The 18143-nt window shown below is 72.1% G+C and carries 18 protein-coding genes and 2 pseudogenes; 6 read left to right on the top strand and 14 right to left on the bottom strand.

Annotation, left to right across the window (positions count from 1 at the left end):
• Positions 1–4: 4 nt before the first annotated feature.
• The 10 genes from hpnD to ACIRB4_RS16195 form a co-directional block, all read right to left on the bottom strand.
• Complete coding sequence (hpnD, locus tag ACIRB4_RS16240) at positions 5–955, bottom strand: presqualene diphosphate synthase HpnD (protein WP_403291711.1); 951 nt, start codon at positions 953–955, stop codon at positions 5–7.
• Positions 952–1872, bottom strand: a complete 921-nt coding sequence (hpnC, locus tag ACIRB4_RS16235) for a squalene synthase HpnC (RefSeq protein WP_403291709.1) — start codon at positions 1870–1872, stop codon at positions 952–954. Before hpnC ends, hpnD begins: the two co-directional genes overlap by 4 nt.
• A gap of 314 nt (positions 1873–2186) precedes the next feature.
• On the bottom strand, positions 2187–2840 hold the full coding sequence (locus ACIRB4_RS16230; RefSeq protein ID WP_403291707.1) for a TetR/AcrR family transcriptional regulator: 654 nt from the start codon (positions 2838–2840) through the stop codon (positions 2187–2189).
• 116 nt (positions 2841–2956) lie between these two features.
• Entirely contained in the window at positions 2957–3745 is a 789-nt protein-coding gene (locus tag ACIRB4_RS16225) for an ABC transporter ATP-binding protein (RefSeq protein WP_403291705.1), read from the bottom strand.
• Positions 3738–4667, bottom strand: a complete 930-nt coding sequence (locus ACIRB4_RS16220; RefSeq protein WP_403291703.1) for an ABC transporter permease — start codon at positions 4665–4667, stop codon at positions 3738–3740. The genes ACIRB4_RS16225 and ACIRB4_RS16220 overlap by 8 nt, the downstream gene beginning before the upstream one ends.
• 50 nt (positions 4668–4717) lie before the next feature.
• Positions 4718–5590, bottom strand: a complete 873-nt coding sequence (locus ACIRB4_RS16215) for a glycosyltransferase family 2 protein (protein WP_403291863.1) — start codon at positions 5588–5590, stop codon at positions 4718–4720.
• Positions 5591–5610: 20 nt separating this feature from the next.
• A complete protein-coding gene (locus ACIRB4_RS16210; protein WP_403291701.1) occupies positions 5611–6390 on the bottom strand; it encodes a CDP-alcohol phosphatidyltransferase family protein in 780 nt (259 codons plus the stop codon).
• Complete coding sequence (locus ACIRB4_RS16205) at positions 6368–7429, bottom strand: iron-containing alcohol dehydrogenase family protein (protein ID WP_403291699.1); 1062 nt, start codon at positions 7427–7429, stop codon at positions 6368–6370. The genes ACIRB4_RS16210 and ACIRB4_RS16205 overlap by 23 nt, the downstream gene beginning before the upstream one ends.
• Positions 7417–8154, bottom strand: coding sequence for a sugar phosphate nucleotidyltransferase (locus ACIRB4_RS16200; RefSeq protein WP_403291697.1), 738 nt, complete (start codon positions 8152–8154; stop codon positions 7417–7419). Before ACIRB4_RS16200 ends, ACIRB4_RS16205 begins: the two co-directional genes overlap by 13 nt.
• Complete coding sequence (locus ACIRB4_RS16195) at positions 8151–9932, bottom strand: DUF5941 domain-containing protein (RefSeq protein WP_403291861.1); 1782 nt, start codon at positions 9930–9932, stop codon at positions 8151–8153. Before ACIRB4_RS16195 ends, ACIRB4_RS16200 begins: the two co-directional genes overlap by 4 nt.
• Positions 9933–10366: 434 nt before the next feature.
• Between ACIRB4_RS16195 and ACIRB4_RS16190 the strand changes: the two genes are divergently transcribed.
• The 4 genes and pseudogenes from ACIRB4_RS16190 to idi all read left to right on the top strand — a co-directional run bounded on the left by ACIRB4_RS16190 (position 10367) and on the right by idi (position 13233).
• A complete protein-coding gene (locus ACIRB4_RS16190; protein ID WP_403291695.1) occupies positions 10367–11308 on the top strand; it encodes a cation diffusion facilitator family transporter in 942 nt (313 codons plus the stop codon).
• Positions 11309–11511: 203 nt separating this feature from the next.
• Positions 11512–12291, top strand: a pseudogene (locus ACIRB4_RS16185) (class I SAM-dependent methyltransferase); the annotation flags it as partial.
• A gap of 5 nt (positions 12292–12296) precedes the next feature.
• Entirely contained in the window at positions 12297–12482 is a 186-nt protein-coding gene (locus ACIRB4_RS16180; RefSeq protein WP_403291693.1) for a hypothetical protein, read from the top strand.
• Positions 12483–12624: 142 nt separating this feature from the next.
• On the top strand, positions 12625–13233 hold the full coding sequence (idi, locus tag ACIRB4_RS16175) for an isopentenyl-diphosphate Delta-isomerase (protein ID WP_403291691.1): 609 nt from the start codon (positions 12625–12627) through the stop codon (positions 13231–13233).
• Between the two features lie 103 nt (positions 13234–13336).
• Here the strand turns inward: idi and ACIRB4_RS16170 are convergent.
• Positions 13337–13789 (bottom strand): annotated as a pseudogene (locus tag ACIRB4_RS16170) (ATP-binding protein); the annotation flags it as partial.
• Between the two features lie 129 nt (positions 13790–13918).
• The gene (locus ACIRB4_RS16165) at positions 13919–14548 is read right to left on the bottom strand and encodes an HdeD family acid-resistance protein (protein ID WP_403291689.1); all 630 of its coding nucleotides are present in this window, start codon (positions 14546–14548) and stop codon (positions 13919–13921) included.
• Positions 14549–14613: 65 nt separating this feature from the next.
• On the opposite strand from ACIRB4_RS16165, the gene ACIRB4_RS16160 reads away from it, so the two are divergent.
• A complete protein-coding gene (locus ACIRB4_RS16160; RefSeq protein WP_403291687.1) occupies positions 14614–15366 on the top strand; it encodes an enoyl-CoA hydratase/isomerase family protein in 753 nt (250 codons plus the stop codon).
• A gap of 48 nt (positions 15367–15414) precedes the next feature.
• On the opposite strand, the gene ACIRB4_RS16155 is transcribed toward ACIRB4_RS16160, so the two are convergent.
• A complete protein-coding gene (locus tag ACIRB4_RS16155; protein ID WP_403291686.1) occupies positions 15415–16059 on the bottom strand; it encodes a DJ-1/PfpI family protein in 645 nt (214 codons plus the stop codon).
• A gap of 7 nt (positions 16060–16066) precedes the next feature.
• Positions 16067–17053: a GlxA family transcriptional regulator gene (locus tag ACIRB4_RS16150; RefSeq protein ID WP_403291684.1), complete on the bottom strand. Its 987-nt coding sequence runs from the start codon at positions 17051–17053 to the stop codon at positions 16067–16069.
• Between the two features lie 111 nt (positions 17054–17164).
• Between ACIRB4_RS16150 and ACIRB4_RS16145 the strand changes: the two genes are divergently transcribed.
• Entirely contained in the window at positions 17165–18031 is an 867-nt protein-coding gene (locus ACIRB4_RS16145) for a hypothetical protein (protein ID WP_403291682.1), read from the top strand.
• Positions 18032–18143: the final 112 nt, after the last annotated feature.

Genomic DNA, 18143 nt, shown 5'->3' with positions numbered 1-18143 from the left:
GGCGTCATGCGCGCCTCCTGACGGTGCGGCGGGCGATGTGGCGGGTGTCGAGGCCGGAGAGGCCGCGCACGGCGACGTACGCCTTCTCGTGTCCCGGCAGGGAGACGCGGCCGCGCAGGACGGCCTCGGGGTCGCGTTCGATCCGGTCGAGCAGGCGGCGGTAGATCCCGGCCATGGCGGCGACACAGGCGCCGCTGCGCCGGTCGAGCATGGGCAGCAGGCGGTAGCCCTCGGCGAACAGGGCCCGTGCGCGCCGGACCTCGAAGTGGACGAGTCCGGTGAAGTCGGCCTCGGCCGGCGGGGTGTGGCTCGCGAAGCCGTCGCCGCAGCCGAACTTGGCCAGGTCGTCGGCGGGCAGGTAGGTGCGTCCGTTCCCGGCGTCCTCCCGTACGTCCCGGAGGATGTTGGTGAGCTGGAGGGCGAGCCCCAGGGTGTCGGCGTACTCGGCGGCGCGCTCGGCGCCGTGGGCGCCGGGCTGGGTGCCGAAGACGCCGAGCGAGAGCCGTCCGATGGCGCCGGCGACGCACCGGCAGTAGACCTTGAGGTCCTCCCAGGTCTCGTACGTCTCACCGCGGACGTCCATCAGCACGCCGTCGATGAGTTCGTCGAGGCCGCCGAGCGGGATCGGGAAGCGGCGGGAGGCGTCGCTGAGCGCGACCGCGACGGGGTCGGTGTCGTCCTCGTCCACGGCGCCCCGGCGGATCCGGTCCAGCAGGGCGCGGGTGGATTCCAGCCGGTCCCGCTTGGCGTCGGGCGCGAGGGCGCCGTCGCCGATGTCGTCGACGCGCCGGGAGAAGGCGTACAGCGCCGACATGGCCTGGCGCTTCTCGGCCGGCAGCAGTCGGATGCCGTAGGCGAAGTTCCGGGCCTGCTGTCCGGTGACGGCCTCGCAGTAGCTGTACGCCGCCTGCACCGGTGCGGACGCCTCCGTCGGTTCCTCCACGGTCCGGCTCACCCCTCTCTCCGCGCTCGGAGCAGGACCGTTCCCGCCTGGCGCATCAGACTCGCTGTGGTGGCCTTGGGGGGCCTCGGCAGGACGTCGAAACCGGCGGCTGCGATCGCGTCGAGCGCCGCGTGCCCGCCTGCGGTGAATCCCGCGAGCAGCAGCCGCAGTCTGCCGTGGACGCTCCCGACGAGGGGCGTTCCGTCGTCGAGGAGCGCCCGGGCGCGCGCGGCCTCGAAGGCGATCAGGGCGCGCACCGACGCGCCGGCGGTGGGCCGGGCGAGGTCGTCCTCGGTGACGTGGAAGCGCTTCAGGTCCTCGGCGGGGAGGTAGATCCGGTCCCGGCGCAGGTCCTCGGCGACGTCCTGGAGGTGCTCGACGATCTGCAGGGCGGTGCAGACGGCGTCGGAGCGGCGGACCCGCTCGGGGGTCTGGGTGCCGGTGATCGCGAGGACGAGACGGCCGACGGGGTTGGCGGAGAGTTCGCAGTACGCGACGAGGTCGTCGTAGGTCTCGTAGCGGCGTACGAGCTGGTCCTGGCGGTTGGCCTCGATCAGCCCGAGGAAGGGCTCGGGGGTGAGGCCGCAGCGCTGGACGGTCGGCAGGAGCGCCCGCAGCAGCGGGTGCCGAGGGGCGCCGTGGGCGGAGTCGAAGACCCGCGCGAGATCGGCCTCCAGGGCGTCCAGCATCGCGAGCCGGTCCTCGGCCTGCCCGGGGTCGACGCCGAGGTGGCGGGCGTCGGCGCCGCCGGGCGCGAGGTCGCCGTCGCCGATGTCGTCGACGAGGCGGGCGTAGCCGTACACGGCCATGAGGTCGTCGCGCCAGGCCCGGGGCAGGAAGAAGGGAGCCACGGGGAAGTTCTCGTCCGTGGCCTTGTCGAGCGTGGCGCGCGATGTGGCGTCGGGGCGCACCTGCCGGGATCCCGTCACTGAGGGCTGCCCGACGCGGGGACGGCGACACCCTCGGGGAGCTGGAGATTTCGCGTCATGGCCGTCACATCTCCTGTTCTACACTGCCGATCCAATCCATCCTATTTCGGACACGCCACCGGTCTTCCCCGGAGGGATCACCGCCTGACGGCCGGGATGCTAGGGGGTATCGCCCCACTTGCCACGAATCAGCACCGCTACAGCTTACGTTGTACAACGCCCGACGCCTCTCCGGGGTGCGGAGCAGACCGGGAAAACCTCGCCGTGCGGGTCAACTTTCCTTCGGGTGGCGGAAGTTCACCCTCCGTTGGCCTTCAGTCGGCGCGGGCGCCGGAGACGACCATGGCGAGGGTGGACTCGACGACGTCGTGGCGGCGCTGCGCGGGGAGCCGCCGGAGGGGGCCGTCGAGCAGCAGGAGGGACAGGCCGTGCACGGCGGACCACGCCGCCACCTCGGTCGCCGGCCGGGCCCGGTCCTGGACGCGGCCGGTCCGGGTCAGGGCGGCCAGCGCGTCCGTGAGCAGCGTGAAGGCCCGGATCTCCGGTTCGGTCTCCGCGGCGGGTACGGCGGGTGCGAAGCGGTCCGCGCAGGAGGACCGGGGGGTGCAGAAGGCGGCGCGGTAGAGCCCGGGCTGGTCGAGGGCGAAGCCGACGTAGCCGCGGCCGAGGGCGGCGAGCCGCAGCTCTGCGGCGACGGCGGGATCGTCCGCGCCGGGGGTGCGGGCGGCGGCGCGCTCCATGGCGTCGGCGAGCGCCCGCTGGGCGTGGATCTTGACGGCGCGCAGCAATTCGCCCCGCCCGTCGAAGTGGCGGTAGGCGGCGGTGGGCGAGACGCCGACCCGGCGGGCGGCCTCGCGCAGCACGACCCGGTCGGGGCCGCCTTCGGTGGCGAGGTCGACGGCCGCGGAGATCAGCGCGTTGCGCAGATCGCCGTGGTGGTAGGACTTTCCCCCCGAGAAGGCTGCCATGGGCTCATCCTGCCCGATGTTGACCGCATGAACATTCCAGGTGGGGGCGCGACGCGCGGAAACGGCGAAGGCCCTGCCGGTTGTCTCCGGCAGGACCCGTTCGCGCGCGGTGCGGACTACTTCCCGGTCTCGCGCTCGTACGCCTTGAGGACCTCTTCCGTGGGCCCGTCCATCAGCAGCTCGCCCTTCTCCAGCCACAGCACTCGATCACAGGTGTCCCTGATCGACTTGTTGCTGTGACTGACCAGGAAGACCGTGCCGGCCTCCTTGCGGAGCTCGCGGATCCGCTCCTCGGAGCGGATCTGGAACTTGCGGTCACCGGTCGCGAGCGCCTCGTCGATCATGAGGACGTCGTGGTTCTTGGCGGCCGCGATGGCGAAGCGGAGCCGGGCGCCCATGCCGGAGGAGTACGTCCGCATCGGCAGACTGATGAAGTCGCCCTTCTCGTTGATGCCGGAGAAGTCGACGATGCCCTGGTACCGGTCGCGGATCTCCTCCTTGCTCATGCCCATGGCGAGACCGCCGAGAATGACGTTGCGTTCGCCGGTGAGGTCGCTCATCAGCGCCGCGTTGACCCCGAGGAGCGAGGGCTGGCCGTCGGTGTACACCTTGCCGCTCTCGGTGGGGAGCAGCCCGGCGATGGCGCGCAGCAGGGTCGACTTGCCGGAGCCGTTGGAGCCGATGAGGCCGATGGCCTCGCCGCGGTAGGCGGTGAAGGTGACCCCGCGCACGGCGTGCACCTTGCGGACGCCGCGGGCACTGTCGCTCTTCTTCCGGCGGATGATGCGGTTCAGCGCGGCGGTGGCGCTTCCCTTGCCGCCGCCGCCGGCGTTGACGCGGTAGACGATGTGGACGTTGTCCGCGATGACGGTGGGAACGCGTCCCTGAGTGCCGGTCTCAGCCACGGCCGTACCTCTCCTCGGCCTTCCAGAAGTAGACGAAGCCACCCAGGCCCACGAGCACGGACCAGGCGAGCGTGGCGAACCAGACGTGCGGCGGCAGGTTGTCGGAGACGTAGCCGTCGATGAGGGCGAACCTGATCAGGTCCATGTGCAGGGCGGCCGGGTTGTACTGCAGGAGGTCGGCGATCCAGGCCGGCTGGTCCGCGAGCATCACCGGGATCGAGAACATCACGCCGGACGAGTACATCCAGGTGCGCATGATGAAGGGCATCAGCTGGGCGAGGTCGGGCGTCTTGGCGCCCATCCGCGCCACGATCATCGCCAGACCGGCGTTGAAGAGGAACTGCAGGACCAGCGCGGGGATCATCAACAGCCAGCTGAGCGAGGGGTAGCTGCCGAAGGCGACCGCGATGGCGATGAGCACGATCATCGAGAACAGCAGCTGCTGGAGCTGCTGGAGCGCGAAGGAGATCGGGAGCGAGGCGCGGGGGAAGTGCAGCGCCCGCACCAGGCCGAGGTTGCCGGAGATCGCCCGGACCCCGGCCATCACGGAGCTCTGGGTGAAGGTGAACACGAAGACGCCGGTCACGAGGAAGGGGACGTACACCTCGCGCGACATGCCCCGGTCGGCTTCCAGGATCAGTCCGAAGATCAGGAAGTAGACCATCGCGTTGAGCAGGGGGGTGACCACCTGCCAGAGCTGGCCGAGCTTGGCCTGGCTGTACTGGGCGGTGAGCTTCGCCTGGGAGAAGGCCAGGATGAAGTGGCGCCGGCCCCACAGCTGCCGGATGTACTCGAAGAGCCCCGGCCGGGCGCCGCTGACCGACAGACCGTGCTTGGCGGCGAGGGCGGCCGGGCTCAGGCCGTCGTCGGCGGACGGCGGGGAGCTCGTCGCGACCGCACCGTCGTGGGTTGTGTCACTCACAAGTCGAAACTTTCGTATTCAAGATGCGCGGCAAGTCGGGTACCACGATGTCAGACGACGGGTGGGCGTCCCAGTCGGGTCAGCCGCCACACCGTACGCCACTTCATGGGGCGGCGCGGTCCGCAGGAAGTCGTCCACCCTTCCCGGAAACCGCCGAACCATGCCTTGAGGGCGGAGACGGACGGCCGCCGTGCCAGCGTGAGCAACAGCCAGACACCGAGATACGCCGGAACCAGGGGTGCGGGGAGGTTGCGGCGAGCCAGCCACACGCGGTTGCGCGCCACGTTGAAGTGGTAGGTCGCGTGCCGGGATGGCGCGGTGGTGGGGTGGAGCAGCACCATGTCGGAACGGTAGTCGATCATCCAGTCGGCGTCGAGGGCGCGCCAGGCGAGATCGGTCTCCTCATGGGCGTAGAAGAATTCGTCCGGCAGGCCCCCGACCTCGGCGAACACCTTCGTGCGGACGGCGTTGGCGCCACCGAGGAAGGTGGTCACCCGCGAGGAGCGCATGGGGTCGGCCGCCCGCAGGCGCGGTACGTGCCTGCGCTGGGTCACACCGGTCTCCGGGTCCGCGATCCGGAAGCTGATGATGCCGAGCCGCGGGTCGGCGGTGAACGCCTGCCGGATCAGCTCGGCGGTGTCCGTGCCGGCCAGCAGACCGTCGTCGTCCAGGAAGAGCAGGGCGTCCACGTCGGTGCCGCCGGGGCCGAAGGCCTGGATGCCGACGTTGCGGCCGCCGGGGATGCCCAGGTTCTCCGGCAGGTCGATGGTGCGGACGCCGTCCGGCACCCCGGTGACGGGGGCGCCGTTGCCGACCACGACGACCTCGATCGGGTCGCCGTCCTGCTTGGCGACCGAGTCGAGCAGGGCGCGCAGGTCGTCGGGCCGGTTGCCCATGGTGATGATGACGGCGCCCAGCTTCATCGGCGTACTCACGCTTGTCCTCACTTCAGCCGGCTCGACGCCAGGATCGACACCAGGTGCAGCAGAGTCTGGACCAGCGCGATGCCCGCGAGGACCGCGACACCGAGCCGCGAGAAGAACAGGTCGCCCCGGGCGGTGTCCACGATCGCGAGGACCAGGATCAGCAGCGAGGCCTCGATGCCGAGGATCAGCCGGTGGAACTTGAGCGCGGCGGCGGCCCTGCGGGCCAGCGCCATGCCGGAGGAGCGCGGCTCGGACGCCGCCTCCTTGACCGGCGGCAGCCCGCCCTGGTGCCGGGCGACGCCGACCAGGTCGGTCTCGGCCTTGATCAGGATGGCGCCGAGGGCGGCGAGGGTGCCGAGGAAGGCCCACAGCCAGTCGACGCGCCCCGGGCCCCACAGGTCGGCGGCGCGCAGGCCGAAGCCGACGAGGACCGCCGCGTCGCACAGGTAGGCGCCGACCCGGTCCAGATAGACACCGCCCAGCGAGAACTGCTTCTTCCAGCGGGCCACCTCGCCGTCGACGCAGTCGAGCAGCAGGTAGAGCTGGACCGCGACGACGCCGAGGACGGCGCCCCAGACGCCCGGGATCAGCAGGGCGGGGGCGGCGAGGACGCCGCACACGGTCATCACATAGGTCAGCTGGTTGGGCGTGACCCGGGTGCCGACCAGATGCCGGGTGATCCGCAGCGAGATCTCCCGCATGTACAGGCGGCCGCCCCAGTGCTCACCGCTGCGCCGGTCCTTCACTCCCGCCGGGTGGACGACCGGACGGAGCTCAGCTACGGATGGTCTTGGCATAGTCGGCGTACGCGTCCCTGATCTCGTCTGTGGACAGGTCGAGGTGCTCGAGGATGGTGAAGCGGCCCGGACGGGTCTGCGGCGCGAACTCGACGGCCCGGACGAACTCGTCCACGCTGAAGCCGATCTCCTCCGGCAGCACGGGCAGGCCGTGCCGGCGCAGGGTGTCGACCATCAGCGCGGACTCGTCGCGCGCGCCGCGCAGATGCATCGCGAAGGCCGCGCCGAGGCCGCACTGCTCGCCGTGGCTGGCCGCGCGGGCCGGGAAGAGCAGGTCGAAGGCGTGGCTGATCTCGTGGCAGGCGCCCGAGGAGGGCCGGCTGTCGCCGCTGATGGACATGGCGATGCCGGACATCACCAGGCCCTCGGAGAGCGTGACGAGGAAGTCGTCGTCGCCGACGCCGCCGGGGTGCCGGAGCACCGCTTCGCCCGCGCTGCGGGCCATGGCCGCGGCCAGGCCGTCGACCTTCTCGCCGGTCTGGGCGTGCGAGAGCTCCCAGTCCGCGATGGCGGAGAGGTTGGAGATCGCGTCGCCGATGCCGGAGCGGACGAAGCGCACGGGGGCGTCCCGGATCACGTCGAGGTCGATGACCAGCGCGATCGGGGTCGGGACGCCGTAGGAGCCGCGGCCGTTGTCGTTGTCGAGGGTGGAGATCGGCGAGCAGATGCCGTCGTGCGACAGGTTCGTGGCGATGGCGACCAACGGCAGGCCGACACGGGCCGCCGCGTACTTGGTCACGTCGATGATCTTGCCGCCGCCGAGCGCGACGACGGCGTCGTAGCGCTGGCCGCGCATCGCGTCGGCGAGCTTGACGGCCGCGTCGATGGTGCCGCTCTCGACGGGGTACCAGTCGGCGCCGGGCAGCTCGGGGGCGAAGCGGTCACGCAGCTTGACGCCGGAGCCGCTGCTGATGGCGACGGCGATCTTGCCGTTGCTGGAGATCCGCTGGTCCGCGAGGAGCGCGGACAGATCGTCCAGCGCTCCCCGGCGGATGTCGACGACGACCGGCGACGGAATGAGCCGGGTCAGTACTGGCACGCGATGTCACGGCCCTTCGCCAGGTCGTCGTGGTTGTCGATCTCCACCCACTTCACGTCGCCGATGGGCGCGACGTCGACGGTGAAGCCGCGGTTGACGAGCTCCTGGTAGCCGTCCTCGTAGTAGAGGTCGGGGTCGCGCTCGAAGGTGGCCTTCAGGGCGTCGGCGAGCTCCTCGGCGGCCTCGGCCTCGATGAGGGTGACACCGATGTACTCGCCGGTGGCGTCGGCCGGGTCCATCAGCTTGGTGATGCGCTGCACGCCCTTGCCGTCGGCGGTGACGACCTTCATCTCCTCGTCGGCGAGGCTCTTGACCGTGTCGAGGGCGAGGATGATCTTCTGGCCGTCGCCGCGCGCTGCGAGCAGGGTCTTCTCGACGGAGACCGGGTGCACGGTGTCGCCGTTGGCGAGGATGACGCCCTTCTTCAGGACGTCACGGGCGCACCACAGGGAGTAGGCGTTGTTCCACTCCTCGGCCTTGTCGTTGTCGATCAGGGTGAGCGTGACGCCGTACTTCGCCTCGAGAGCCGCCTTGCGGTCGTACACCGCCTCCTTGCGGTAGCCGACGACGATGGCGACCTCGGTGAGGCCGACCTCCGCGAAGTTCTTCAGGGTCAGGTCGAGGACGGTGGTGTCACCGTCGACAGGCACGAGGGCCTTCGGGAGCGTGTCGGTGTAGGGGCGCAGACGCCTTCCGGCACCGGCTGCCAGTACGAGGCCAATCATGCTGTTTCTCCTTCGTCATGTACGGCGGGTGCTCCGGAGGACACCCAGAAGCGGATGGACTCCACGAGCACCACGAGCGCAACGGCGACCGCGAGGGCGGTGAGCGCCAGGGTGAAGTCGTCGCCACGGCTCGCGAGCAGAGCGGCGAGCAGGGTCACCAGGAGCGTGCGGCCCTCGTGACCGCCGATGGTGCGCACCAGCCACGAGGGCGGCGCGCCGGTGCCGCCGCGGATGCGGTACACCGTGTCGTAGTGATGGTAGGCGACCGCCGCGATCAGCCCGAATGCGGCGGGCAGCGCCCCGGGGGCGTCCGCCTCGGCCGCGATCAGGAGGACGGTGCCGTACTCGGCGGCGCGGAAGACGGGCGGGACGAGCCAGTCGAGGGCGCCCTTGAGGGGGCGGGCGACGGCGAGACCGGCGAGGATCGCGTAGCCGGCGGCGGCGCCGACGACGGCCGTACCGCCGATGTCCTGGGTCGCGGCGACGGCGAACAGCAGCGCGGCGCCGAGCAGGGCGAGCACCGGCGGCGGTACGGGCAGGGGGCGCCGCGCGGCCTTGGCCACCAGCTCGGCGAGCGGGCCGGAGTCCGCGAGGTCGGCGAGCGCCTGGGCGGCGCGATCGGTGCGGCGCGCCTTGCGGGTCACCGAGCGCAGGACGCGGCCGGCGGTGGTGTAGCAGGCGCCGAAGGCGCAGCCGACGAGCAGGGCGTAGAAGACGACGCGGGGTGTGGTGACGGCGGTGAGGACCGCGATCATCGCCCAGCGCTCGCCGATCGGAAGGATGATCATGCGGCGGGCCCAGACGGTCCAGCCGACGCTGTTCAGCCGGTCGGAGAGGGCCGCGGTGGGGCTCGTGTTGGCCTGGGCGTCGTGGTTCGCCTCGTTGAAGGAGAAGTCCACGACATGGCGGCAGCTCATCAGGACCATCGCGCCCAGCGCGAGCGCCCACACGTCGTCGCCGTCGCGCGCCGCGCCGAGGGCGAGGCCCGCGTAGAAGGCGTACTCCTTGGCGCGGTCGAAGGTGGCGTCGAGCCAGGCGCCCATCGTCGAGTACTGGAGGGAGTAGCGGGCGAGCTGCCCGTCGGTGCAGTCCAGGACGAAGGAGACGAGGAGCAGGACGCCGGCGGCGAGGTAGCCGCCGCGTTCGCCGGTGGCGGCGCAGCCGGCCGCGATGAGCGCGGTGAGCAGCGAGGCGGTCGTGACCTGGTTGGGGGTCAGCCCGTGCCGGGCGCACCAGCGGGCGATGTAACGGGAGTACGGGCTGATGAAGAAGGTCGTGAAGAAGCCGTCGTGGGCCTTGACCGCGGAGCGCAGGCGTACGGCCTCGTCGTCGACGGCGGCGACGGCGGCGCGGGCCGCGTGGCGGGCCTCGGCGTCGACCGGCACGGCGGCGACGAGCGAGCCGAGCTCGGGGCGGTGCACGGCCACGCCGTCGGCGCCGAGGGCGTCGGCGAGGGCGTCGGGCAGGCTCTCGCCGACGCCCTCGGCCTCGGCCAGCGCGCGGGTCAGCGCGGGGCGGGCCTCGCCCTGTGCGGAGAGCACACCGGGGGCGGCGGCCGCGGGGAAGCGGGGGTCGGTGAGGGCCAGGCGCAGGGCGTGGAGGTGTCCGACGAACCGGGGGTCGACCACGGCGACGCGTTCGGCGGCCGGTACGGCGGCGAGCAGCGCGCCCGTCTCGTGCGGCCCCGAGGCGACCCTGACGTCGAAGCCGAGCGACCGCAGATCGCCGTCGAGCGATGATCCGGGTGCCGGCGGACCGGTGAGGATGGCGGTCGACAGACGAACTCACTCCTTGGAGCTGGCGGACGGGCCGGCGGGGCCCTTGGCACACGGCCCCGGGCATGGTGGTGCGGCCCGGCGTCGGGCGGCGGCACGTCGGCCGAGGCTATCGGATGAACGAAAGCGCGAGTTCACCGAGGCTTCGTGACGAGGACTCCCCCGGGCCCACTCGCATCCCCGCGAGCGGGCCGCGTCCTGCGGAGATCATCATGGGCGATCGACACCCCGCCCCACAAACCGCCGCCCGCCGCCTCCCGCCGCCGGGGTCCGCCCGACCCGGCGGCCGCCATGATCGTCCCGAGCGCCTGACCTGCGGACATAACCGCAGGTCAAGTCATATGACAACGGTGTTCAGTGCCGTGTTGCGGATACCCCCCACCCGTAGTTCACTTGCCCCTCGGGGCACAGGAACGACACGACCGGGAGGCCTTGTCATGGGGGCTGGACACGATCACGGGCACAGCCACGGCGGCCCGCCGCCGACGGGTACGGCGGCGGCGGCCTACAAGGGGCGGCTACGCGTCGCGCTCACGATCACCCTCTCCGTGATGGTGATCGAGATCGTCGGCGGCATCCTCGCCGACTCGCTGGCGCTGATCGCCGACGCGGCCCACATGGCGACCGACGCGGTCGGCCTGGCGATGGCCCTGCTCGCGATCCACTTCGCCAACCGGCCCCCCACCGAGAACCGCACCTTCGGCTTCGCCCGGGCGGAGATCCTGGCCGCGCTCGCCAACTGTCTGCTGCTGCTCGGCGTCGGCGGTTATGTGCTCTACGAGGCGATCCAGCGGTTCATCGAACCGGCCCAGACCAAGGGCGGCTTGACGATCACGTTCGCGCTGATCGGTCTGGTCGCCAACATGATCTCGCTCTCCCTGCTCGTGCGCGGACAGAAGGAGAGCCTCAATGTGCGCGGGGCCTATCTGGAGGTGCTCGCGGACGCGCTGGGTTCGGTGACGGTGCTCGTCGCCGCGGGCATCATCCTGGCGACCGGCTGGCAGTACGCGGACCCGATCGCGTCGATCCTGATCGGCCTGATGATCGTGCCCCGCACGGTCAAGCTGCTGCGCGAGACCCTGGACGTGCTCCTGGAGTCGGCCCCCAAGGGCGTCGACATGGCGGAGGTGCGGTCGCACATACTGGCCCTGCCCGGCGTCGAGGACGTCCACGACCTGCACGCCTGGACGATCACCTCCGGGATGCCGGTCCTCTCCGCCCACGTCGTGGTCGACCAGGCCGCCCTGGACTCGGTGGGGCACGAGAAGATGCTGCACGACCTGCAGGGGTGCCTGGGTTCGCACTTCGATGTGGAGCACTGCACCTTCCAGTTGGAGCCCGCCGGCCACGCGGCGCACGAGGCCAAGCTGTGTCTGTGATCCCTGTTAGTCTCCTCGCACGAACGTGAAGTGGGAGAGGGGCTGAGGTCGATGACCGTCGCGATGGAGGCTGCCCAGTGCGGCAGCGCCCGGTCCGGCTTCAGCTCCCGGGTCTCCGGCTGATCTGATCCCCGGTTCCCCGCATCGCGGAACCGGTACGTCACGGCATCGGCCGGGGCCCTCTCACACAAGGGTTTCCCACGTTGTCCGAGAACAACAACGCTCTGTACGAAGCGTTCTTCGCCCTGCACCACGGTCTTCCGCGGCAGGGTCCGGGTTCCGACACCACCACCCGCCGCCTGCTGGCACTGTCCCCCTACGCCCCTGCGCGGCATGGGGGGACCCCCAGCCCGCTTCCCGCGCGTCCGCGCGCGCTCGACCTGGGCTGCGGCCCCGGCCGCGCCGCGCTGCTCCTGGCCGCCGAGGCGGGCGCCGAGGTGACGGCGGTGGATCTGCACGAGCCGTTCCTGCGGGAGCTGCGCGAGGCCGCCGACGCCCGGGGCCTCGGCGACTCGATCCGTACGCTCTCCGCCGACATGGGCGAGCTTCCGTTCCCGGACGGGTCCTTCGATCTCGTCTGGGCCGAGAGCTCGGCCTACTCCATCGGTTTCGACACCGCGCTCGCCTCCTGGCGGCGGCTGCTCGCGCCCGGGGGCACGCTGGTGCTCACCGAGTGCGAGTGGACCGTCGACGACCCGAGCCCGGAGGCCCGCGCGTTCTGGGAGCGGCACTACCGGCTCCGTACCACCGCCGAGAACACCGCGGCGTGCGTCGCGGCCGGTTATCGCGTCCTCGGGGTCGTCCCGCAGCCCGAGAGCGACTGGGAGGAGTACTACGGCCCGCTCGGTGAGCGGGCCGACGCCGCGGACCCCGCCGCGCCGGGCATGGCCGAGGCGCTCGCCGCCACCCGCGAGGAGATCGCCCTGCGCCGGGACCACGGCGGTGAGTACGGCTACACCGGCTATGTCCTGCGGCCCGCCGACACCGGGTGACCCGTGCGGAGGTACTCGGCCGGCCGGAGTACGCCCCGCGGTTCGGTTCCGTACCGGCGTCGCGGTTCGGGGCCGGGCCGGGTGTCCACGGCGTGGACGAGGCCATGACGGCCCTGGTCGTGGGCGGTTCCTGTCCCGTCTCCCCGGGCGCGGCCGGCCGGCCGGTGGTGCTCGGCGGCTGAGTTGACGACCGTGCCCGCCGCACCGGGATGTACTCCGGTGCGGTGGGCACGGCCGCGTCCGGCCGCCGAAGTACGGACAAGCCGCTTTTGTACGGCAGACTGAGGTGCCCCCACCGGGCCGATACCGAAGCGAAGGACGGGTATGCCGACCACACCAGCCACCGCGGCACACAGCTCGCCGAACGGAGTCTCTTCGAACGGCGTCCAGGCGTCGATCATGCTCGAGCTGGTCGACGAGGACGGCAACACCATCGGCACGGCCGAGAAGCTCGCCGCGCATCAGGCGCCGGGGCAGTTGCACCGGGCGTTCTCGGTGTTCCTCTTCGACGAGGCGGGCCGGCTGCTGCTGCAGCGCCGAGCGCTCGGCAAGTACCACTCCCCCGGTGTCTGGTCGAACACCTGCTGCGGTCACCCGTACCCGGGCGAGGCGCCGTTCGCGGCCGCCGCCCGGCGTACCCACGAGGAGCTGGGCGTCTCGCCCTCGCTGCTCGCCGAGGCGGGCACCGTCCGCTACAACCACCCGGACCCGGCCTCGGGCCTGGTGGAGCAGGAGTACAACCACCTCTTCGTCGGCATGGTGCAGGCCGAGCTGCGGCCGGACCCGGAGGAGGTCGAGGAGGCCGCCTTCGTGACGGCGGCCGAGCTGGCCGAGCGGCACGCGACCGCGCCGTTCTCGGCCTGGTTCATGACCGTGCTGGACGCGGCGCGTCCGGCGATCAGGGAGCTGACGGGTCCGGCCGGGGGCTGGTGAGCCCGGCCGGGGGAACGTTTCCGTACGGGGGAACGCCACCGGGCGCGGGGACGGTTCCGGGCAGGGTCCCGGGCGTCGCGGCCGCGCCCGGCCCCGGCGCCGCCATGCGCGGCGTGAGGGGCAGTGCGGCCCAGATGATCTTGCCGCCGCTCGCGGTGTGCTCCACGTCGCACGTCCCGCCCGCCTCCAGCGCGGTCTCCCGCACCAGCAGCAGCCCGCGGCCGCCCGTCTGTCCGTAGTCCGCCTCCAGCGCCTTGGGGCGGTAGGGGTGGTTGTCCTCGACGGAGACCCGGATCCACTCCGCGCCGATGGCCACCTCCACCGCCACCTCGGGGGAGAGCAGCGCCGCGTGCTTGACGGCGTTGGTCACCAGCTCCGAGACGATCAGGAGCAGTCCTTGGACGGTGTCCTCGTGGACCGGTACTCCTTGACGGATCAGCAGATCGCGTACAGCATGCCTGGCCTGCGGAACGGAGACGTCGACCGCGGGAGCGGTGAAGCGCCAGACCCCTTCGTAGGACGGTGGCCGGGCGGGCACGCTCCCGCGGCTCTCCATAGTCCGGCTCCCACCCTCGTGCTCGATTGTCGCCACAGGTCGAGTCTTGGTAATCCGCCGCTCCGCACCGGGCTACTGACCATAAGTCGACACTTATCGACCTTTTTTGATCGGGTGAGTATGCCAACGTCAGTTGTTCGACTGACCCTGATCTTCTTCTGACCTCTTCGGAAGAGTGGCTTCCGAGGGGGCGACCAGGCCGACGATCCGCCTGCCCCCGACACCGATGGCGATCAGGCCGAGCCCGTCGAAGAGCAGCGCCAGCGAGAAGAAGCAACCGATGACATAGCGGCTGCTGTCGGGCCAGTCGAGGAGCACGAGCACACCGAGCAGCAGCCCGAACGCCCCTTGCAGCAGCGTCCAGCCGAACTGCGGCCCGCGCACCACAGCACTGCCCACCAGCCGGAAGACACCACCGGTGAGGAAGAGCAGCGCGGCGAACATGGTCAGCGCCTCGGCCGAACCCTCCGGGTGACGGATGACGACCGCACCGGCGGCGAGGTTCAGCGCGGCGACCACGACGGCCAGCCAGAAGTAGGGGGTGCCACGGGACTCGACGGCGTGCAGCAGCCCCACGACACCGCCGACGAGCAGCAGCCAGCCGAACAGGAGCATCGAGGTGAGCGTGGCGACGCCGGTGTAGACCAGACCGACGATCCCGCCGAGGACGAGCAGCGCGCCGAGCACCGCGAGCCAGCCGAAACTGCGGCTGAGCCTCTTGCTCTCCCGTACGGCGTCGTCGTGGGACTCCCGGATCATGCGCGCCTCCTCCTCGCAGCCCCTTCTTGATCGTACGGTCGGGCGGCCCGGATAGCATCCGCCGCATGGAGCCCACCGAGCCGCAGCTGAAGACCTCCGTCGCCGACGGGATCGCCACCGTCCTCATCGCGAACCCGGCCAAGCGCAACGCGATGACGGCCGGGATGTGGCGGAGCCTGCCCGCGCTGCTCGCCCCGCTCGCCGCCGACCGCGCGGTGCGCGCGCTGGTCCTCACCGGCGAGGGCGGGACCTTCTGCGCCGGCGCGGACATCTCCACGCTGCGGGAGCCGGGCGACGAGCAGCAGTCCCTCGCGGTACGGGCCGAGGAGGCGCTCGCCGCCTTCCCCAAGCCGACGCTCGCCGCCGTGCGCGGCTACTGCGTCGGGGGCGGCAGCCAGCTCGCCGCCGCCTGCGATCTGCGGTTCGCCGAGGAGGGCGCGCTCTTCGGGATCACCCCGTCGAAGCTCGGCATCGTCTACCCGTCCTCCTCGACCCGGCGCCTCACCGCGCTCGTCGGGCCGTCGGCCGCCAAGTACCTGCTCTTCTCCGGCGAGTTGATCGACACGGCCCGGGCGCTGCGCACCGGCCTCGTCGACGAGGTGCTGCCGGCCGGTGAACTGGACAAGCGGGTGGCCGAGTTCGCCCGGGTGCTGGTCTCGCGCTCGCAGCTGACGCAGGCCGCGGCGAAGGAGTTCGCGGACGGGCGCACGGACCGCGACGCGCACTGGGAGGAGCAGGCGCGGGGCAGCGGCGACACCGCGGAGGGGGTCGCCGCCTTCCTGGAGCGCCGCGCGCCCCGCTTCACGTACGGGGTGTGACCCGAGGCCGGTGTCTCCGCGGGGCCGGTCTCTCCGCGGGGCCGGGTCTCAGCCCTCCTGGGCGAGGACCTTCTCTCCCTGACCGCGCCAGTGCGCGACGATCGCGGCCGGGGCCTTGTCCGGCGAGCCGGCGTCGTAGGGCGGTTGCGGGTCGTACTCGGTCAGCAGCTGGATCGTCTGAGCCGTCTCGTCGCCCGCGATCCGGCCCAGCAGGTGCAGGGCCATGTCGATGCCGGAGGAGACCCCGGCGGCGGTGACGTACTTGCCGTCGAAGACCACACGCTCGCCGGTGGGTTCGGCGCCGAGCGGCTTCAGGTCGTCGAGCGCGAGCCAGTGGCTGGTGGCCCGGCGGCCTGAGAGCAGGCCGGCGCCGCCGAGGACCAGGGAGCCGGTGCAGACGGAGGTGGTCCAGGTGCTGGTGGCGTCGGCGGTACGGAGCCAGGCGAGGATCTCCGGGTCGTGCATGGCCACGCGTGAGCCGGGACCGCCGGGGACCAGCACGATGTCCGGGTGCGGCACGTCGGCGAGGCTCCGGTCGGCAACGAGGGCGAGGCTGCCCTGGTCGCCCCGGACCGGGCCGGTCTCCTTGGCGACGAAGACGGTCTCGGCTCCCGGCAGGCGCGCGAGGAGCTCGTAGGGGCCGACGGCGTCGAGGGCGGTGAAGCGGTCGTAGAGCAGGACGGCGATCTGCATGGGGTCCCTATCGACTGGTGGGGTGTACGGGGGCGTGGAAGCGGCGGCGGTAGTCGGCCGGGGCCGTACCGAGCGCCTTGACGAACGCGCGGCGCATGGCTTCGGGGGTGCCGTAGCCTGCCGCCCTGGCCACCTCCTGGACGCCGTGGGTGGAGTCCTCCAGGAGCCGGCGCGCGTGTTCGAGCCGGACGCGGTCGACGTAGCGGCCGGGAGTGGTGCCGGTCTCCGCGTGGAACGCGCGGGCGAAATGACGGGGCGAGAGCCGCGCCCGGGCGGCCAGGGACTCGACGGACAGGTCCCCGTCGGGGTGCTCGGTGATCCAGTGCTGGAGCTCGCGCAGCGGTTGGCGACGGGCGGTCTGGGCGGCGAGCTGGACGCTGAACTGCGCCTGGTTGCCCGGGCGGCGCAGAAAGACGACGAGATGGCGGGCGACGGTGAGCGCCGCGTCCCGGCCCAGGTCCTCCTCGACCAGCGCGAGCGCCAGATCGATGCCCGCGGTCACCCCGGCGGAGGTGGAGAGCCTTCCGTCCCTGACGAAGATCGGGTCCGGATCGACGTCGACCTCGGGATAGCAGCGGGCGAGATGGTCGCAGGCCCGCCAGTGCGTGGTCGCGCGGTGGCCGTCGAGGAGCCCGGCCTCGGCGAGCAGCAGCGCCCCGGTGCAGACGGAGACCAGCCGCTCGGCGCGCGGGGCGTTCTCGCCCAGCCATGCGATCAGCCGTGGATCCGGCTCGCGGGTGCCCTCGCCGCCCGGGACGAGCAGGGTGTGCGGGGCCCCGGCCGCGACGGCTTCGGCGAGCGTGGAGTCCGGCAGCAGCCGCAGTCCGCTGTGCGTACGGACGGGTCCTCCGTCGAGCGAGGCGGTACGGATCGGGTAGGTCCCGGCTCCTCCTCCGTCGAAGCGGCCGGCGCCGGCGAACACCTCCACCGGTCCGGTCACGTCCAGGCTCTGCACGCCGTCGAAGAGGACGACGAGGACGGGTCGCTGTGTCATGCCCTCATCCTTCGCGCGGCCGGGGACGGCCGCAATGACGGGCACCCCACCTTTCCTGCCATCGGGGTCCCGGCGGTTCCCGTCGTACCGACCAGTCGGTAACGTGCGGGCATGACGACCTCTCTGCCGCCGCGCGCGGGACGCCGCTGCCACAACGCCCTCAACCCGCTCCACTCGACCCTCTACTTCTCGCCGGACCTCGACCGCGAGTTCGCGGCCCTCGGCTTCCAGGACCCGTCCGCCATGCGGCTGGCGGCGCGCAGCGCCGCGCTCGGGGCGGTCGGCGCCGGGACGGTCGCCGCGACCTTCTACAACTACAACGCAGACTTCCTCACGCGGCACCTGCCGGCCGTCTGGGAGACCGCCGCCCCGGCGGCCGTCCTGGACGCCCGGCTGCGCGCCGCTGACGCCACCCTGCGCCGGCTGCTGGGCGAGGAGGCCGTCGCGTCGCCCGAGATGGCGGAGGCCGCCGAGCTGGCGCTGCGCGCGACGGAGGCCTGCACCCGGCACGCGCGGCCGCTGTACTCCGCCAACGCCGACCTGCCGGTGCCGCACGAGCCGCACCTGAAGTACTGGTACGCCGCCACCCTGCTGCGCGAGCACCGGGGCGACGGACATCTGGCGGCCCTGCTGACCGCCGGCCTCGACCCGCTGGAGGCCGTGGTCAGCCACACCGCCACCGGCAAGGGCATGAACCCGCGCTGGGTCCTGAGCAGTCGCGGCTGGCGGCGCGCCGACTGGGACGCGGCGCGGGAGCGGCTTCGCGAGCGCGGACTGATCGACGCGGAAAGCGAGCTCACGGAGGCGGGAACCGGACTGCGCGAGTCCGTGGAGGCCGAGACGGACCGGCTGGACGCGGCCCCGTACGAGCACCTGGGCGCGGCCGGGGTGGAACGCCTGACGGAGCTCGGCCGGGGCTTCCTCGTCACGGCGGTGGGGGCGGGCGCGTTCCCCGCCGACCTCACCGGCAAGGGCTGACCGGCCGGGACCACGCGCCCCGGCCCCTCGCGCTGCGCCTCGCCGCGCGGGGACGGGGCGCGTGCGGCGATCCGGTGACCGACCCGGCACAATGCACTCGCAAGCTTGAGGC

Source organism: Streptomyces sp. NPDC093600 (assembly GCF_044764755.1).
In the GTDB taxonomy this organism is placed as follows: Bacteria; Actinomycetota; Actinomycetes; order Streptomycetales; family Streptomycetaceae; genus Streptomyces.
This window is presented reverse-complemented; position numbering and strand designations above follow the sequence as displayed.

Coding starts and splice junctions, on each gene's coding strand:
- ACIRB4_RS16230 (WP_403291707.1), bottom strand. CDS start 2,840: ATGGCAGCCTTCTCGGGGGGAAAGTCCTACCACCACGGCGATCTGCGC.
- ACIRB4_RS16215 (WP_403291863.1), bottom strand. CDS start 5,590: ATGAAGCTGGGCGCCGTCATCATCACCATGGGCAACCGGCCCGACGAC.
- ACIRB4_RS16210 (WP_403291701.1), bottom strand. CDS start 6,390: ATGCCAAGACCATCCGTAGCTGAGCTCCGTCCGGTCGTCCACCCGGCG.
- ACIRB4_RS16200 (WP_403291697.1), bottom strand. CDS start 8,154: ATGATTGGCCTCGTACTGGCAGCCGGTGCCGGAAGGCGTCTGCGCCCC.
- ACIRB4_RS16190 (WP_403291695.1), top strand. CDS start 10,367: ATGGGGGCTGGACACGATCACGGGCACAGCCACGGCGGCCCGCCGCCG.
- idi (WP_403291691.1), top strand. CDS start 12,625: ATGCCGACCACACCAGCCACCGCGGCACACAGCTCGCCGAACGGAGTC.
- ACIRB4_RS16165 (WP_403291689.1), bottom strand. CDS start 14,548: ATGATCCGGGAGTCCCACGACGACGCCGTACGGGAGAGCAAGAGGCTC.
- ACIRB4_RS16160 (WP_403291687.1), top strand. CDS start 14,614: ATGGAGCCCACCGAGCCGCAGCTGAAGACCTCCGTCGCCGACGGGATC.
- ACIRB4_RS16155 (WP_403291686.1), bottom strand. CDS start 16,059: ATGCAGATCGCCGTCCTGCTCTACGACCGCTTCACCGCCCTCGACGCC.
- ACIRB4_RS16150 (WP_403291684.1), bottom strand. CDS start 17,053: ATGACACAGCGACCCGTCCTCGTCGTCCTCTTCGACGGCGTGCAGAGC.
- ACIRB4_RS16145 (WP_403291682.1), top strand. CDS start 17,165: ATGACGACCTCTCTGCCGCCGCGCGCGGGACGCCGCTGCCACAACGCC.